General features: G+C 66.9%; 15 protein-coding genes. 10 read left to right on the top strand and 5 right to left on the bottom strand.

The window, feature by feature from the left end:
• The first annotated feature begins 162 nt into the window (after positions 1 to 162).
• Complete coding sequence (locus RZA67_RS08310) at positions 163 to 630, top strand: hypothetical protein (protein WP_317212231.1); 468 nt, start codon at positions 163 to 165, stop codon at positions 628 to 630.
• 5 nt (positions 631 to 635) lie between these two features.
• Here the strand turns inward: RZA67_RS08310 and RZA67_RS08305 are convergent, their stop codons facing one another.
• Positions 636 to 1,343, bottom strand: a complete 708-nt coding sequence (locus RZA67_RS08305; protein WP_317212230.1) for an oxidoreductase — start codon at positions 1,341 to 1,343, stop codon at positions 636 to 638.
• A gap of 105 nt (positions 1,344 to 1,448) precedes the next feature.
• Here RZA67_RS08305 and RZA67_RS08300 point away from each other — a divergent pair, with 105 nt between their 5' ends.
• Entirely contained in the window at positions 1,449 to 2,813 is a 1,365-nt protein-coding gene (locus RZA67_RS08300; protein ID WP_317212229.1) for a S41 family peptidase, read from the top strand.
• A gap of 9 nt (positions 2,814 to 2,822) precedes the next feature.
• On the opposite strand, the gene RZA67_RS08295 is transcribed toward RZA67_RS08300, so the two are convergent.
• Both RZA67_RS08295 and RZA67_RS08290 read right to left on the bottom strand, forming a co-directional pair.
• Positions 2,823 to 4,205 (bottom strand): sensor histidine kinase, encoded by a 1,383-nt coding sequence (locus RZA67_RS08295; protein WP_317212228.1) that lies wholly within the window; start codon positions 4,203 to 4,205, stop codon positions 2,823 to 2,825.
• The gene (locus RZA67_RS08290; protein ID WP_317212227.1) at positions 4,198 to 4,872 is read right to left on the bottom strand and encodes a response regulator transcription factor; all 675 of its coding nucleotides are present in this window, start codon (positions 4,870 to 4,872) and stop codon (positions 4,198 to 4,200) included. Before RZA67_RS08290 ends, RZA67_RS08295 begins: the two co-directional genes overlap by 8 nt.
• A gap of 61 nt (positions 4,873 to 4,933) precedes the next feature.
• On the opposite strand from RZA67_RS08290, the gene RZA67_RS08285 reads away from it, so the two are divergent.
• The 4 genes from RZA67_RS08285 to RZA67_RS08270 are packed head-to-tail and all read left to right on the top strand — an operon-like array spanning position 4,934 to position 11,375.
• Entirely contained in the window at positions 4,934 to 6,187 is a 1,254-nt protein-coding gene (locus RZA67_RS08285; RefSeq protein WP_317212226.1) for a TolC family protein, read from the top strand.
• Entirely contained in the window at positions 6,184 to 7,371 is a 1,188-nt protein-coding gene (locus tag RZA67_RS08280) for an efflux RND transporter periplasmic adaptor subunit (protein ID WP_317212225.1), read from the top strand. The genes RZA67_RS08285 and RZA67_RS08280 overlap by 4 nt, the downstream gene beginning before the upstream one ends.
• Positions 7,368 to 10,463, top strand: coding sequence for a CusA/CzcA family heavy metal efflux RND transporter (locus RZA67_RS08275; RefSeq protein ID WP_317212224.1), 3,096 nt, complete (start codon positions 7,368 to 7,370; stop codon positions 10,461 to 10,463). The genes RZA67_RS08280 and RZA67_RS08275 overlap by 4 nt, the downstream gene beginning before the upstream one ends.
• A 3-nt stretch (positions 10,464 to 10,466) precedes the next feature.
• Entirely contained in the window at positions 10,467 to 11,375 is a 909-nt protein-coding gene (locus RZA67_RS08270; protein ID WP_317212223.1) for a prolipoprotein diacylglyceryl transferase family protein, read from the top strand.
• Here the strand turns inward: RZA67_RS08270 and RZA67_RS08265 are convergent.
• Positions 11,326 to 11,982, bottom strand: a complete 657-nt coding sequence (locus RZA67_RS08265) for a DUF4142 domain-containing protein (RefSeq protein ID WP_317212222.1) — start codon at positions 11,980 to 11,982, stop codon at positions 11,326 to 11,328. The genes RZA67_RS08270 and RZA67_RS08265 overlap by 50 nt on opposite strands.
• A gap of 222 nt (positions 11,983 to 12,204) precedes the next feature.
• Here RZA67_RS08265 and RZA67_RS08260 point away from each other — a divergent pair, with 222 nt between their 5' ends.
• Positions 12,205 to 12,555: a hypothetical protein gene (locus RZA67_RS08260; RefSeq protein ID WP_317212221.1), complete on the top strand. Its 351-nt coding sequence runs from the start codon at positions 12,205 to 12,207 to the stop codon at positions 12,553 to 12,555.
• A gap of 160 nt (positions 12,556 to 12,715) precedes the next feature.
• Positions 12,716 to 14,209, top strand: a complete 1,494-nt coding sequence (locus tag RZA67_RS08255; RefSeq protein ID WP_317212220.1) for an FAD-dependent oxidoreductase — start codon at positions 12,716 to 12,718, stop codon at positions 14,207 to 14,209.
• A gap of 82 nt (positions 14,210 to 14,291) precedes the next feature.
• Here RZA67_RS08255 and RZA67_RS08250 read toward each other — a convergent pair whose 3' ends face one another.
• Complete coding sequence (locus tag RZA67_RS08250; RefSeq protein WP_317212219.1) at positions 14,292 to 14,600, bottom strand: KGG domain-containing protein; 309 nt, start codon at positions 14,598 to 14,600, stop codon at positions 14,292 to 14,294.
• Between the two features lie 227 nt (positions 14,601 to 14,827).
• Between RZA67_RS08250 and RZA67_RS08245 the strand changes: the two genes are divergently transcribed.
• The gene (locus RZA67_RS08245; protein WP_317212218.1) at positions 14,828 to 15,574 is read left to right on the top strand and encodes a DUF72 domain-containing protein; all 747 of its coding nucleotides are present in this window, start codon (positions 14,828 to 14,830) and stop codon (positions 15,572 to 15,574) included.
• Positions 15,567 to 16,304 carry a DNA-formamidopyrimidine glycosylase family protein gene (locus RZA67_RS08240; RefSeq protein WP_317212217.1) on the top strand — a complete coding sequence of 246 codons (738 nt, stop codon included), beginning with the start codon at positions 15,567 to 15,569 and terminating at the stop codon, positions 16,302 to 16,304. Before RZA67_RS08245 ends, RZA67_RS08240 begins: the two co-directional genes overlap by 8 nt.
• Positions 16,305 to 16,889 lie beyond the last annotated feature (585 nt).

The raw sequence follows: 16,889 nt of genomic DNA, 5'->3' as shown, positions 1-16,889 counted from the left end.
TCGCGGCCAGGCGTAAGGCTAGTGCGGCAAGGGTTTGACCTGTGTCGTGGTTCGCAGTGCCACGTGCCTCACTGGCGGGATAAACGCTCCACGGCGTTGCAGACCACGCCGGCGGGTCGACTGCCCGCACGCAGGCCCGGCGTTTCGGGCAGGAGCAGGATCATGATGAAGGTTTTCCATGCAGGACTGCTGGTGGCGGCAGTGCTGTCCGGCCAGGCAGGCGCGGCCAGCCTGGCCCCGTTCAGCAGCGATGTGGAGATTCTCGGCAGGATCAAGATCGCCGCTGGACCGTTCAAAGGCGACTGCGACGCCACCATGTATGCGCATATCGATGCCATGGGCCGGGCCGTCATCGAGGGCGCCCTGACCACGCTCGAAGGGAAATCCAAGGTGTGCAGCGTCGCCAAGGCTCTGGGCAACTGGCCGGTGGCAATGCTCGGCGGTGATCGCATGGAACTGCAGAAGCTCGACTTCGGCGGCCCGGGCGGCATGCACTGCAGGGGCAGCCTGAGCGGGTCCCTGCGCAATGGCAAGGTCACCTTCGCCGGCGCGCTGAAAGGCCCGCTGGGCGTCAAGTGCAACGTTTCAGGCGTGCTGACCTCGACGCCAACGGTTGAGATCGTCGACTGAGCACCTTATCCCGCGGCCAGACGCCGGATCTGCCTGCATGTCACGCTTGCAGGTGGGTCCGGCATGGCGGCCAGGGCAATCATGGCCTTGCCCACCGAGAGGTTGTCGGTCACCAGTGACGGCGCGATCGCAGCGCCCAGACGCATCAACGGGCCGGCGACAGCATAAAGCGGCTTGAGCGCATCATGTCGGGTGTGCGTGCCCGCAACCGGACGGACGCCAGCCGGGCGCAGCGAAACCGTGCGAACGGGGAGGGCGGCCAGTGCCTGCTCGGCCTCACCCTTGACGCGCAGCGGCATGACCCCGCTGCGCGGATCGGCATGCGCGCCGGAGACATACAAAAAAGTGCCCTGCGGGTTGGCAGCCGCAAACGTGCGGGCCACGGCCATGGTGAGGTCTACGGTTACCCGCCGGTATTCGTGCTCCGGTGTGCCGACCGGAGTTGCGCCTGCGCAGTAGAAACAGGCGTCCAGGTCTTCCAAAGCAGGTTGAAGCGTATCTGCCTGGCTGAAATCCTCGAGCAGAAGAACCTCCACGCGCGGGTGGCCGGGGTCGTGGCGGTGGCGCTGCAGCGACACGATGCGCCCGACGGCAGGTGATTCCAGGCAGGCCCGCAGCACGCCCTGCCCGACGAGCCCGGCGGCGCCAACAAGCAGGATGTCCAGCGGGGTTTGGGATGTATCCATGGTCAGGCGTCCTGGTGAGCTGCTCATGCGAGCATGCGCCGTCTACGTCGGCAGGGTAAGCGGCGCTGAGGACAGCCGCTGACGTATGCTGTCAGCCCCCGCGCCAAGGTGGCGCGAAGCAGGAGGGCAGGGATGCTCGCGTTGCGACGCTGGCTGGTGCCGGCAGGAAAATGGCTGCTGCTGCTCGGCACGGTGCTCATCGCCTGTGCGAGCATCGCGTTGGCAGTGCTGGCCGACAACCCATGGCGCAGCGGCTGGCGCGCGCTTGGCCATGCCTGTACGGCGAGAGTGACGGGCTCGCCGCTGGACCCGAGCGGCGCTGCGCTCAGGCTGGGCACGGACATGCACGACTGTGGTCGTGCCTTTGCGCTGCAACGACGACCCGGTGAGCGCGCCGCGTATGCGCTCACGATCGATGGGGGTCGGGCAAGTGCAGGGCAGGTGATGCTGACCCTCTCTGCGTTCGCCGGACAACGCCGCCTTGAGCGTGTGCAGCGTCGTATCGTTGCGCCCGCAGGCCTTCGGCACACGCGGCTGGAATTTGCGGTTCCCGCCGAGGCGGGCCTGATCGAGCTGGCCGTCGTGGTGCTTGGCGGTGGCCAGGTCGATGCCCATGCGATCCGGCTGTCCCCGGTCGACGCGCTGCAGCAGCCTGATGTGGATGCGGTAGCGCTGTACGACCAGGCTGCTGCCCTGATGGCGCAGCATGCACTGCAGGCGCCGCGGCTGAGCGACAGGGAGGTGGCGCGCTGGCGGCCCATGCCCCAGGCGACGCCGGGCGAGGCCCGCCGTGCGGTCCGCCATCTGCTCAGGGCGCTTGGAGACAACCACAGCTTCCTGGTCGATCCGGTCCAGATGCAGGCGCTGCCGCAGCAGTCGCGCGCCCGCTTCCAGCCGCCGCGCTGGGAACTGCTTGAAGGCAGCTGGGGCTATCTGGAGGTGCCGGGTGTGCTCGGCGGCGATGCCGAGGTGACACGGCAGTACACGACGGCGCTGCTCAGCGCGCTGCAGGAAGGGCACCGTTACGGCGTGCGTGGCTGGATGGTGGACCTGCGCGGGAACACCGGGGGCGCGATGTGGCCGATGCTGGCGGGGCTGGAGCCGCTGCTGCGCGGGCACCCCGCCGGTGCGTTCGAAGACCGGGCGGGCCGGCGCACTGCCTGGCGCACCCGGGTGTCATCCGGCTCCGCCCAGGTGGCGGACCTGAGCCAGCTGCCGGTGGCGGTGCTCACCAGCCCGCGCACCGCCAGTTCAGGCGAAGCGGTGGCCGTTGCATTCCGCGCCCGCCCGCGTACGCGCAGTTTTGGCGAGCCCACGGCGGGCCTGTCCACCGGCAATCGCGGCTTCACCCTGCTCGACGGCAGCGTGCTGCAACTGACCACGGTGGCCTTCGTCGATGGCGCGGGCATACGCTACGGCCACGAGCTGATGCCAGCGCAACCGGCAGCACAGGGCGCGGCACTGGATGAAGCGCTGCGCTGGCTGCAGCGCCAGTAACGCTGGCGATCAACAGCTCGCGGCGGGCAGCTGCAGGCTGATGCGTGCGCCGCCCAGCGGCGACGTGGCGATGCCCACACGGCTGCCGTGCAGGCGCGCGATCTCCGAGACGATGGCAAGCCCCAGTCCACAGCCGTCGGTTTCCGGGTGGGCCCGGTAGAAGCGCTCGGTCACCAGGGCGCGCTGGGCGGGGGGGATGCCGCTCCCGTCGTCGTCGACATGCACTTCGCACACCTCAGCGCGCAGCGCTACGCGCAGCGTGATCACACCACGCCGGCGTCCATATCGAAGGGCGTTGTCGAGCAGGTTGGCAAGCGCTTCACGCAGCAGTTCGGGCTCGGCATCAACGATGGCGCCTTCATCGGGCCCTTCATAGCCAAGATCGACCCCGGCCGCCACCGCGCGGTCCATGAAACGCTCGAGCAGGTCACGGGCCAGCAGGGCCACATCGGTGGGTCGCAAGGTCACTACAGCAGCGTCACCTGGCTCGGAGCGGCTCAGAAGCAAGAGCTGATGGACCAGATGGCGCAGTCGGGTGAGGCTCGCCACGACGCCCGAAAGCGCCGCCTGCCGTGCGTTTGAATCGTCAAGCCGCAGCGCACTTTCCAGCTCGAGCTGCATCGTGGCCAGTGGCGTGCGCAGCTGGTGAGCGGCGTTGCTGACAAAGCGCTGCTGGGCCTGCTGCATCGCTGCCAGACGTCGCAGCAGCGCGTTGAACGCTTCAACGGCTGGCCATAGTTCGCGTGGCGCTTCGCGCTGTGGCACCAGCGGGGCCAGCGCATCCGGCCGCGGTGCTGACAGCTGGTGCGCAACCGCGTTGGTATAACGGGCCGCCGCACGCGTGCTGCGCCACGCCAGCCATGCCGCCAAGGCGAGGATCACGCCCTGCAGCGGGAGGCTCGACAGCAGCAGCTTCTGCTCCAGCCGGGCCCGCTTGCGCAGGGTCTCGGCCACGCGCAGACGCACCCAGCCGCCGCCTTCGACGCTGCGCATCACTTCGACCATGCGCACCGGCTGGCCGCGCAGCTGGGCATCGTAGTACTGCGGTCGCTCGCCTTCGGCAGCAGGGGGGCCGGGCAAGGGCTGGGCAAGATCGCCATAGATGCGCCGCCCGTCGCCCGCCAGTACTTCACCGTGAACTTCATCGACGGTATCCCAGGTGAACATGCGCGAGACCCGTGCACTGACCCGCATGTGTGGACGCCCCTGGTCGACCTCAACCAGCTCGGCCAGCGACATCGCCGAGTCGAGCAGCCAGCGGTCGTACACCTCGCCCGCGTAGTGCCGCGCCAGCGCGAATGATCCGATACCGCTGCATACGAGCAGGCCGAGCAGAGGCAGGCCGACCCGGCGCAGCAGCAGCCCCTGCAGGCTGTCGATGTGCTTACCCATCGACCGCCTCGAGCCGATAGCCCAGTCCGCGCATCATGCGGATGCCAACGCCTGCACCGGCCAGCTCCAGCTTCCGGCGCACGCGGCTGATGTGAACTTCAATGGCGGCCAGCCGGGTGTCAGCCTCCCAGTTGTAGACCGCATCGAACAGGCGCTGCTTGGTGACAATGCGACCGGGCTGTTGCATCAGTACCTCGAACAGCGCAAGTTCGCGCGCGGTGAGTTCAAGCGGCGCACCCTCGACGGTGATCTCGCGGCATCCTGTGTCGAAGGCCAGGCGGCCGAGCTGGCGCAGCGCGGGGCTTTCGGAGCGCCGCCGCGCGAGTGCGCGCAGCCGTGCCTCCAGCTCACCGAGTGCGAATGGCTTGGCCAGGTAGTCATCGCCGCCTGCATCCAGCCCGATGATACGGTCCTCTACGTTGTCGCGTGCGGTGAGAATCAGCACCGGCAGCGTTACCCCGTCCTGGCGCAGGCGCGCCAGCAGGTCCAGGCCATCGATATCCGGCAGCGAAAGGTCGAGTACCAGCACATCGTACGGCGCGGACAGCAACGCCGCTGGCGCATCAAGGCCGCGCTCAAGGTGATCACAGGCGTGGCCGGCGCCGCCCAGGGCGCGCATCAGGCCATCGGCCAGGGCAGCATCGTCTTCAATCAGCAGAATACGCATCGAAAGCTTGGCGAAAGGTTGGAGAAAGCGGGGCGCAAGTGCCGCACCTTACCGTGTGCGGATGAATCTTCCCACTCGCGGCGCGGTCCTGCTGGGCGCCTTGCTGTTCGCGCCGGCAGCAACTGCGATGAGTCTTTCCGACGCGCGCCAGCTCATGCGCGAACGCAATACCGAACTGCTTGGTGCTGCTGCCGAGGTGCGTGGAGCGCGCGCCGACGCCGCATTGGCAGGCCTGCGCCCCGAGCCCGAGCTCTCCATCGGCAGCAGCAAGATCAGCCCGCATCATGGCATCGGCAGTGGACGCTGGCAGCACAAGCGCATCGACAGCACGCTAGGGCTGGAATGGACCTGGGAGCGCGGCGGCAAGCGCCGCCTGCGCACCGCACAGGCCAATGCCAGCCTGCAGGCCAGTCATCTCGATCTGCTGGACACGCAGCGCCTGCAGGAGCTGGACCTGCACGAGCACTACTTCGAGTTGAAGGCAGCCGAAGAGGTCGCACAGCTCGCGCAGGACAATCTGGACGCCTCGGCCGAAGCGCTGCGCGCGGCACGGCACGAGGTCGCCACCGGCGCGATGGCGCCGCTGCAGTTGACCCGGCTGGCGGCAGACGACCTCGCCGTGGCCGACCAGGCGCGCCAGGCGCAGCACGCCCTGCGCGCGGCCCGCGCGGAACTTGCCTTGCTGCTTGGGCTTGAAACAGGTGACGCCCTGCGCGCCGATGACCCATGGCCCGACGTTGAACAGGACGTCGGCTCCGGAGCGCCGGGAACCGCGCTTGCCGAACGCAGCGATGTCGGTGCCGCAGCGCAGCGCCTGCGCTCGGCCGAAGCCGGGGTCGCACTGGCACGCAGCGGTCGCCATCGCGACGTGCAGGTGGGCCTGGAGATGGAGCGCGAGCCGGAGGACATCAGTGGCGTCACCTGGGGCGTCACGCTCAGCGTGCCACTGGGCGGACGTGCACGTTGGCAGGGCGAGCAGGCCCGCGCGCTCGCAGAGCGTGACCTGGCCGAACTTGAACTGCAGCAGCGCCAGCGCCAGATGCGCAGCGAGATCGAGCAGCTCCGGCTGGATGCAATGGCAGCCGTTGAACGGCGCCAGGCCTATGAGGCGATGGCCGCCGCTGGCGCCCGCAGCAGCCTGGAAGGCATGGAACTGGCGTACCGACGCGGTGCGGCGAGCCTGACCGACCTGCTTGATGCACGCCGCAGCTGGCGCGAGCTGGAAACCGAACTGATCGATGCGCGTGCAGGGCACGCCATCGCGCTGGCGCGCCTTCGCGCGGCTACACACGTACAACAAGGAGAGACCCTGTGAACCGTATCCTGTCTGGCCGCATCGCGGCCCCGGGCGGCCTGGCGTGCGCGCTGCTGCTGGCAGCGTGCGCCCGCGCGCCGGTGGACTTCGCTGCTGATGGGCCGCAGGTGCAGGGCACCACCATCGCCTTCGCCGCCGACAGCCCCCAGCGTGAGGTGCTCGGCAGCGAGCGCGTCGAACCTGCGGCGGCCGCCACGCTGACGCTGCCCGGGCGTGTGGAATGGGACCCCACCCACTCAAGCGCATTGCACGCCCCACTGCCGGGTCAGATTGCCTCGCTCGAGGTCGAACCCGGGCAGAAGGTCAAGGCAGGGCAGGTGATTGCATGGATCGACTCGGCCGAGTTCGGACAGGCGCAGGCCGAAGGCGCGCGCGGACGAGCGGAGCTGCGCCAGGCGCGCAGCGAGCTGACCCGCATGCGCGAGCTGCAGCAGGCCGGTGTCGCCTCTTCGCGCGAACTGGAAGAGGCCGAGTCGGCGTTCGCCGCCAGCCAGGCTGAACATGCGCGCAGTGTTGCGTTCGCGCGCAGCCACGGCAACGGGGATCGCGTTGACCAGCGGCTGCCGCTGCGCTCGCCGATCGACGGCGTTCTGGTCGAGCGGCGGATGAGCCCGGGGATGCATGTCAGTCCCGATGCCGAGCGGCCATTGGCCGTGGTCGGCGATCCAGACCGGCTGTGGCTGGTGCTTGATGCCGCCGAGGGCGTGGCTGGGCAGCTGCAGCCGGGCCAAGCGGTGACCGTCGAGGCGGGACTGGGCGAGGCGGCGCAGGCGACCTTGACCTATGTGGACGACTATGTGGACAGCGAGCGCCGCGTTGTCCAGGCGCGCGCTCGCCTGGACAACAGCGCACGCCGTTTCAAGGCCGGCCAGTACGTGCGCGCGGCGGTAGCGGTGCCTGCGCAGGGCGGCGTCATCGTGCCGGCCTCGGCGGTGCTGGTCATTGAAGGCCGGCAGGTGGTGTTCATCGACCAGGGGCAGGGGCGTTACCAGCAACTGCAGGTGCAGACGCGCGAACTGGGTGATGGCCGTCTGTGGATACAGAAGGACCTGGCCGAGGACAGCCGCGTGGTGACCCGGGGTGGCCTGCTGCTGCAGCAGCTGCTCGATACCGCACCTGCGACCACCGCAGCGGCGGCCACTGACACCGACACCGACACCGACACCGCCAAGGCTGCGTCATGATTGATCGCTTGATCCACTACTGCCTGCGTCAGCCGTTGATGGTGATGCTGGCGCTGCTGCTGTTCATCGGCGGCGGCGTGGCTGCGTTTCGTGTGCTGCCGGTTGAAGCCTTCCCCGATGTCTCCGATGTGCAGGTCACCGTGGTCACCCTGCATCCTGGCCGTGCGGCCGAGGAGGTGGAGCGCGAGGTCACGATGCCGCTGGAAGTGGCCCTGGCGGGCATTCCGCACTCCGTGCGCGTGTTTTCGCACACCCAGTTCGGCCTGTCGATGATCATTCTGACCTTCGATGACGGCGCCGACGACTACTTCGCCCGAACCCAGGTGCTCGAACGCCTGCAGGGCGTGGACCTTCCCGAGGGCGTGCAGCCGGAACTGGAGGCGATGAGCTCGGCGGTGGGTGAGATCTACCGTTACGTACTGAAAGGGCCGCACCTGAGCTCCACCGAGCTGCGCTCGATCCAGGAATGGACGATGGAGCGCGGGCTGCGCACCGTGCCGGGTGTCGCTGATGTCGTCAGTTTTGGCGGCTATGTGCGCACCTTCCAGGTCAAGCCCGACCTGGACAAGCTGCGTGACCGCGGCATCAGCCTGGCCGAGTTCAGCGAGGCGCTGGAAAAGGGCAGCGCCAATGCCGGCGGCGGCTACGTCGAACGGGGGCAGCAGCAGTTCCTTGTGCGCGGCGTCGGCCTGATGCGTTCACCGGCGGACATCGGCACCGTTGTGGTCGCCGAACATGGCGGCACCCCGATCCTGGTGCGTGACCTGGCCAGTGTCGCCGACGCCGGCCTGCCACGGCAGGGTCTGGTGGGGCAGGACGACAACGACGACGCTGTGTTCGGCATGGTGTTGATGCGCAAGGGCGAGAACCCTTCTGACGTACTCGATGCCCTGCATGCCAGAGTGGCCGAGCTGCAGAGCAGCCAGCTGCCGGCCGGGGTCAGCATCGAACCGTTCTACGACCGTTCCTGGCTGGTCTCCACCACGCTCAAGACCGTGTTCCGCAATTTGCTCGAAGGCGCGGTGCTGGTCTTCCTGGTGCTGTGGCTGTTCCTGTACAACGCCCGCGCGGCGCTCATCGTGGCGGCGATGATGCCACTGGCGCTGCTGTCGACATTCCTGGGGCTGCACCTGTGGGGCGTGCCGGCCAATCTGCTCTCGTTGGGCGCCATGGACTTTGGCATCATCATCGACGGAGCGGTGATCGTGACCGAGCACGTGGTGTCGCGACTGTCGGCGCTGCCTGCCGGAAGTGATCGCAGAACGCGCTTCAATACCGTGCTTTCGGCGGCCTCGGAAGTAGGGCGGCCCACGTTCTTCTCGATGTTGATCATCATCGCTGCCCATATCCCGATCTTTACCCTGCAGCGGCAGGAGGGACGGATGTTCGCGCCGATGGCCTATTCGGTGACCTCGGCATTGATCGGCGCGCTGATTCTGGCGCTGACCGTGGTGCCGCTGCTGTGTTACTGGTGGCTGCGACAGGAGCGGATGAAGGGCGAGAATCCGTTGATGAGGCGGCTGACCGGCTGGTACCGGCCGTGGCTTGAGCGCTCGCTGGCGCGCCCAAAGGCAGTGCTGCTGACCGCGGTGATGCTGCTGGCCGGCACGTTGTTGCTGGGCAGCCGGCTCGGCTCGGAGTTTCTGCCAGAGCTCGACGAAGGCTCGATCTGGCTGACCGCTACACTCGACCCGAGCACCAGCCTGGCCGAAGCCCAGCAGCAGTCCGGCCGCATCCGCGCACTGGTCGGCACGTTCCCGGAGGTCTCCACGGTGGTGGCCCAGCTCGGCCGGCCTGAGGATGGCTCCGACGCCAAGGGCGCCAACCAGATCGAGGCGCTGGTTGCGCTCAAGCCGGAAAAGGAATGGCCGCAGAAGCGCGACAAGCGCGAGCTGGTGGCGCAGATGCAGCAGCTGCTCGAGTCGCGCATTCCCGGCCCTGAGTTCTCCATTTCACAGCCGGTACGCGACAACATCCTGGAGAGCATTTCGCAGATCAAGGGCCAGGTGGTCATCAAGGTCAGCGGCGATGACCTGGACATACTTACCCAGCAGGCGCGCGCCGTGCTGGAGATGGTGCGGGGGGTTGACGGCGTGGAAAGCGCCTTCATCGACCGCGACGGCATGCTGCCCCAGGTGCAGGTCGAGGTGGACCGTGACCGTGCCGCGCGCCACGGCCTGAACGTCAGTGATATCAGCGAGGTGATCGAAACCGCTGTGGGCGGCCGCGAAGTCGGCCAGTTGTGGGAGGGCGAACGCAGCTACCCCATCACGCTGCGGCTGGATGACGCTGATCGCAGCGTGCAGCGGCTGCCGGACGTACCGGTTGCCACCGGCAGCGGACACACGGTGACGCTGGGCGATGTGGCCGGTTTCACCGTGGCCAGCGGGGCGATCAACATCTCGCGCGAGAACGCGCAGCGGGTCAAGGCAGTCAGCGTGTTCATCGCTGGCCGGGACATGGGCAGCGTCGTTGCCGACATGCGCCAGCGTGTTGAAAGTGGACTGGTGCTGCCCGAGGGCTATCGTGTGGAGTGGTCCGGCGAGTTCGAGAACCAGCAACGGGCCATGGCGCGACTGGGCTGGGTGGTGCCGCTGTCGGTGCTGATCATCTTCGTGCTGCTGTTTGACGCCTTCAAGGACTTCACCAACGCAGCGCTCATTCTCGCCAACGTACCGCTGGCGCTCATTGGCGGCATTTTGGCACTTTGGCTGACGGGCATTCCTTTGTCGGTGTCGGCCGCGATCGGCTTCATCGCCCTGTTCGGGCAGGCGGTACTCAACGGGGTGATCATGCTCAGTCGGTTCGGACAGCTGCGCGAGCAGGGATTACCCCTGCTGCAGGCGGTGATCGACGGCTCACTGCAGCGACTGCGCACGGTACTGATGACCGCGCTGCTGGCGATGTTTGGCCTGCTGCCGATGGCAACTTCCAGCGCGATCGGCGCCGAGACACAGAAACCTCTGGCGGTGGTGGTGATCGGCGGCCTGATGTCGGCAATGCTGCTCACCCTGTTGGTGTTGCCGACGCTCTATTACTGGGTGCACCGACGTCGAGAACAGCACCGTCCGCAGGCGGCCGAGCCAGCGTGACGCATGGCCGGTGACGGGTTCGACCCGTCGCCGGCCGCTACCCGGTCAGATGGCGGCAGGCTGTATTACCCTGCCCAGTGCCGCCATCGGGAATCCCCATCTGTGAGCAGTGTTGGTCCGTTTTCCATCCACGTGATCGTCCTGGCCGGCTGCGCATTGCTTGCCTGGCTTGTCGCGCGGTTCTGGCCCGTCAGGCAAGCGGGCTACCAGCCGCGCGCGGCCGCATCGATTGTTTTTGATGCTGTGCTTGCAGGATTGGTCGCCGCACGGCTGGCCTTCGTTGCGATGCACTGGCGGGACTACGCCGGGCAGCTGTGGTCGATGCTGGCGCTGGGCGATGGCGGGTTCATGTGGCAGGCGGGGCTGATCTGCGCGGCGTTGGTTGCGCTGCTGATGACGCGTCGGCGACGGCCGTGTCGCGGCCCGGTGCTGGTCGCGCTCGCCTTGGGCGCACTGGTATGGATCGGCGCTTCTGCGCTTCAGCAGCGGCATGTCCGCTCAGGGCCCGGACTGGAGAGCGTGGCGGCGCTGACCGTGGCGGGGGCGCATGCGGACCTGCGCTCGACCCACGGCCAACCGGTTGTGGTCAACCTCTGGGCGAGCTGGTGCGCACCGTGCCGACGGGAAATGCCCGCATTTGCGCAGGCGCAGCAGACGATCCCGGGCGTCACGTTCGCGATGCTCAACCAGGGTGAATCGGCCGAGGAGGTCAACGCCTTCCTTCACAACCAAGGGCTGAAGCTTGCCAACGTTTACCGGGACCCTGACAGCGCGACCATGCACGCGTTCAACGCGCAGGTCCTGCCTACGACCCTGTTCTTCGACCAGCAGGGCCGCCTGCTTGACATCCATGTCGGCGAGCTCACCTTGGCCAGTCTTCGTGCCCGGCTTCGCGCGTTGACGCCGCCATGATGGGCGGCCGCTGTTCTGCCTGGGGCGTCGTGCCGGTGCGCTTGGCTGCCAACTGCTCCAGCAGTCGCTGCGCCAGTTGGTGGTGCGTGCGGACGTGGTCGCGGGTGGTCTGCAGAAACGCCTTCACCTCTGCGTCGTGCGCGGCGGGTATCAGCGTGTTGTCCAGCGTCTGCAGCGCCGCCTGATGGTCCGTCACCATGGCCTGCAGATAGGCCCCATCGAAGGCGGCGCCCTTCGCGCGCTCGAGCATGGCCAGCGAGCGCGCAGCGTCGGCAGCCTTGGCCTGTGCCGGTGCGGTACGGCTGTCCGCGTTCCATTTGCCGAGCATGCGGTTGTTCTGCGTGTGCTCGTCGATCATCTGCTGGGCGTAGGCCCGGGTGCGCCCGTCGCGGGCTTGGGCCACGGCGAGCCGGCCGGCCGCTACCTCGCCGGAATTGATCGCCTGCAACACGCCGAGTGCGGCGGGCTGGTCCACATGCGCACCGTCCTGGACGCCCTGGCCTGACCGTTCGACCGCAGGCGAAGGCCTCGGTTGCGCCGCTGCAGCGGGGAGGGCGGCGATGAAGATCAACGGAAGCAGGAGGGCGCAGGAGTAGGCAGGGCGCATGACGGCATCTCGATGGTCGGGGATGACCAGCCTCGCGCAGCGCAGTTGAGGCTGATGCGAGGGCTGTGCAGGGAGCCACCCTGTTTGTCTGGACAGCGCGCTGACGTCGCTCTAACAATTACGCGCCGCACACCTGCCGTGCAGGGCGCCGCGACATGCTTTTGACGAGCGCTTGGCGCTCACCGTGGAAGATTCCGGGCAACGTGAAACCGGAGAACACCCATGACGACCTCCATCTTGAGCGCGGGCCCGCGCGTGATCCGCATGGAAACCATGCCGCTGGATTGCGGCGAGTGCGTTGCTGTGATTGAGCTGGCCGAGGCGGCTCCGCGTCCCTGGTGCAAAGCGCTTAAGCGCGTGCTGGCCGACACTGACGGCCTGGAGGCAGCTCAGCTGCGCGTGGACGGGCGCTTTGTCTATATCATCGGCGTCGACCCTGCTCAGCGCGGGCTCAATCAACGCATCAGCGGCTCCTTGGCCGCCGCCGCCGCACGCGCGGGTGCGCAGCCCGCAAGTCGCGGGCCCCGGGCGCGGGCAGCAGGCTGGGCCGCGACCCAGGTGCAGCCCGCTTGACACCGCCCGTCGGCGATCAGGAGGCTTCGGTCATCTTCTGTTGCAGCTTGTGTGTAGTACCTGCACAACCCGGCCACCGCCGTTTCACCGGCGCAGCGGTATCACGTGTGCATAGGGTCCACGCTGGTGTGGAGCCGCGAAGCAAGAAGGATTCCGCCCCATGAGCAACCCGACCCTGCGACACAGCCTGTGGCAGCGCCGCCCAGGCCAGTCCCCGCATGTGCTGCTGGGTGCCTCCGCAGAGACTGATGTACTGGTCATCGGCGCGGGCATGACGGGGCTGCTGACCGCAGCGCGGCTGGCCGATCGCGGACTACAGGTGATGGTGGTGGACGCTGGACCGATCGGCGGCCGTAACACCGGCCTGTCTACCGGCAATCTTTACGCGCCCATCTCGAACATGGCCGATCTGGTCGCACGCTGGGATACCGACACGGCGGCACGCATCACCCAGTGGCGTTCCGAAGCGGTGCGCACCATTGAAACGCTGGTGCAGCGCCACGACATCAGCTGCAGTTTCCAGCGCGTGCCGATGCAGTATGGCGTTCAGGAGCGCAGCCGCGAAGCCACGGCCCAGTTCGAGCGCGAGCTGCATGCCTACCAGCGTGTGGGCCTGGACTGCCAACACCAGCAGTCCGGGCTGCCATTCTCCCTGGCCCATGCATTCCAGGTGCCTGACCAGGCGCAATTTGACCCGGCCGCGTTCTGCGAACAGCTGGCTATCGGCTTGAGCGGCCGGGTGCGTATCCATGACTGGACCCAGATTCTCGACCTGGACCCCGCCGGCGGCGTGGCGCGCACGCGCAGCGGCACGATACGTGCACGCCATTTCGTACTGGCAACGCACTCGCCGTTGGGATTCAACGTGGTACAGGCCGAGATGGAGGTCTACAGAGAATACGCGTTGGCCGTTCCTGTCGAGCAGGCCCCCGAGGCGGGGATCCACTGGATTGCCGACCGTCACCGGTCAATGCGCGGGATCGAACAGGACGATGGGCAGTCCTGGCTGCTGCTGGTCGGTGAGATGCATCGTACCGGCGAAACGCCGCTCGTCGATCCTGCCCGGCACCTGCAGCAGGATGCCGAACGCAATTTCCAACTTCGCGGCGAACCGATCTGCTGGTCGGCACAGCAGTTTCGACCCGCAGACCGGCTGCCCTATATCGGCCGCAGTGCACACGACAACGTTTGGATGGCCACCGGCTACGGGCCGGACGGACTGGCGTGGGCGGGTGTGGCTGCTGAGGCCATCAGTGAGGGCATCGAAGGTCACGAAACCGAAGCGGCGCATCTGCTGAGCCCGCTGCGCTTTACCCCCGTCCGCTCAGCGGCCGGCTGGGCGCGCACCAATGCGACGGTCGCGCGCCATATGATCGGCGACCGGCTCGGCAGTGCGCCGAGCGATGACCCCAACCAGCTTGAGGCCGGGCAGGGCGCCTTGATCGAGATAAATGGTGAGCGCACGGCCGCGTACCGTGACGAGCTGGGTAAACTGCATTCCATGTCGCCGCTGTGCCCGCATATGAAATGCGTGGTGCAATGGAATACCCATGAGCGCACCTGGGATTGTCCGTGCCACGGCAGTCGGTTCAGGGCCACCGGCGCACTGCTCGAAGGGCCGGCCAGCGAAGGGCTTGCGGCCAAGGCCGGCTGAGGTTGCCGCGCACTCACCCAGGTGCACCAGGTACCGCAGGGCCCGCCGTCGCGGCGCGGCCCTGCGATCGGTAACCGCGTGATCAGCGCTGCTGACCGCCCTGGTTCCCGCCGCCCTGGTTGCCACGCGGATTGCCACCTTGGTTGCCACCCTGGTTCCCGCCACTGGCGCGGCCGCCTTCGCGGCCGATGTCAGCCATGTGTTCGCGGTCCTGGCTCTCTGCTTCGCCGCCCTTGCGGCCAGCTTCGCGTGCCTCTTCCGAGCTGAACTCGTGCGCGTTGCCCGATTCGTGCGCTGCGCGTCCGCCCTTTGAGGCGATTTCCCGCTGCTTTTCTTCATCCATCGAGGCGAAACCGCGGTTGCTGTCCTGATTCTGATCCTGGTTGGCCATGACACTCGACTCCTGGAAATGTCGCCCGATTGGCGACGGGACCCATCTTCCGCATCCAGGCGTACGGAGCGGTGCGGCACCCGCCACGGCGGTGTCAGCGTCCTGGCTCGGCTCAATCATCCTTCGCTCACATAGCGGCTGAGGACCGGCGGGCGAGGGGTGGCTTTTCATCCATAGTCCAACGCGCTTTCACCACCCACCCACGCGCGCGGGGGGAGGGTAGCGGCATGAAAAGATCAGCACTTCCCCTGGTCGGCTGCGCTGGCTGGTCGATACCCTCGGCAACTGCCGCTGCGTTCGGCGCGGGAGAAAGCGCGCTGCATCGCTATGCAACGCGTTTCTCGGTGGTTGAAATCAATTCATCCTTCTACCGACCTCATCGCTCGGAGACCTATGCGCGCTGGGCGTCGAGCGTGCCTTCATCTTTCCGCTTCTCGGTGAAAGTGCCGCGTTCGATCTCGCATGACGCCGGTCTGCAGGCAACCGGCCGACTGCTGGACGAGTTCCTCGACGCCGCCGGGTGTCTGGGCAACCGGCTTGGTGTGTTGCTCCTGCAGCTGCCCCCGGCGCTGGTGTACGACGGGCGGAGGGCGGCGGCGTTCTTCAAGGCGCTTCGCCGCCGGACGGCCGTGGACGTGGCCTGTGAGCCGCGTCACCCCAGCTGGTTTACCCGCAGCGCCGACGCGCTGTTGCAACGCCACGGCATCGCCCGGGTCGCTGCTGACCCGCCCCGCATTCCCCAGGCGGCCCATCCTGGTGGGGACAGGCGCTGGAGTTACTGGCGGTGGCATGGACGACCTCGCATGTACTACAGCGCCTACGGCGATGAGGATCTTGCCGCGCTGGCGGCGTCCAGCAAGGAGGTTGAACGGCCGGAGGCGAGCTGGATCATCCTGGACAACACCGCGCACGGCTTTGCCGTACCCAACGCGCTGCGCCTGCAGACGTTGCTGAAGGAGACGAAGCATGCCTGAAGGCCCATCCATCGTATTGCTACGCGAGGCGGCCGCGCGCTTCAAAGGCAAGACCGTACGCACCGTGCAGGGCAACAGCAAGTTGGACCTTTCGGTATTGGAAGGCAGGCGGGTCAGGGCAGTGCGCAGCTGGGGGAAGCACTTCCTGCTTGAGTTCAGCCGACTCAGTGTGCGCGTCCATCTGATGATGTTCGGCAGCTGGCGCATCGACGAACGCAAACCCTCACCACCAAGGCTATCGCTGGGCTTCGACACGGGCGAGCTGAACTTCGATGCGTGCTCGGTAAAGCTCATCGAGGTGCCGTTGGACGAGGTCTACGACTGGCGCGCCGATGTGATGAGCGATGCGTGGGATCCAGCGCTCGCGCGGCGCAAGCTCAAGGCGATTCCTGAGGCGCTGGTCTGTGATGCGCTGTTGGACCAGACGATCTTTGCAGGCGTCGGCAACATCATCAAGAACGAGGTGCTGTTTCGCATCCGCGTCCATCCGTCGAGCCGCGTTGGCGATCTCCCGCCGCGCAAGTTGGGTGACCTGATCAAACAGGCGCGCCTCTACAGCTTCGAGTTTCTCGAGTGGAAGCGCGCGTTTGAGCTGAAGAAGCACTGGCAGGTGCACACCAGGCGCACCTGTCCGAACTGCGGCGGCCCCCTGACGAAGGCCTATCTCGGCCTGACCGCCAGGCGGTCGTTCTTCTGCAGGAACTGCCAGGTTGATTACAGCGGCGGCTGAATTGACCCAGTTTGTGGCTGGCGAGCGTGACGCGTCACGATAACCGGCAGGGATGTGGCGCGCTCAGGCCGCAGCGGTGCTATCCGGCTAAAAGTCCGGCTTCGTATTGCGAACATAATATACATTATGCGCAATGCCAGGCGTGGGCTTTGGAACGATTGACGGCCGCTGTCTTGTGTCAGCTCTTTTAATTCGTGTCCCTTTTTGCAGGATCGCGCCCCTCGTTGATTTTAAAGGGCTTTGATGCGAGTCGCTCACCTATTCATGGACACGAATCAACAAAACTTGAGCCGACCGCGCCGCCATTCCTGTGGTGAACTCCCCTGTAAGCTTTGTGGATGATCACATTCGTACGACACGCACAAAGCGCTGCCAATGCCGGCGAGCCGACACAGGCTCCTGAGAGCATCGCTTTGACTGAAGTGGGCATCCAGCAAGCGGATGCATTTGCAAAGGCGTGGCTACGTCGGCCTAGCCGCGTTCTGAGTTTGGACCGGCCCGACTTCCGTAGACACTCATGAGCCGCTTTGCGCATAGCGCCGTTCAAACTCTACAGGGGCCAGGTCGCCAGCGGAACCATGCCGA

It is taken from the genome of Stenotrophomonas sp. C3(2023), assembly GCF_032911385.1.
Taxonomy (GTDB): domain Bacteria; phylum Pseudomonadota; class Gammaproteobacteria; order Xanthomonadales; family Xanthomonadaceae; genus Stenotrophomonas.
Note: the sequence above shows the minus strand (reverse complement) of the source record. Positions and strands in the feature narration are given on the sequence as shown.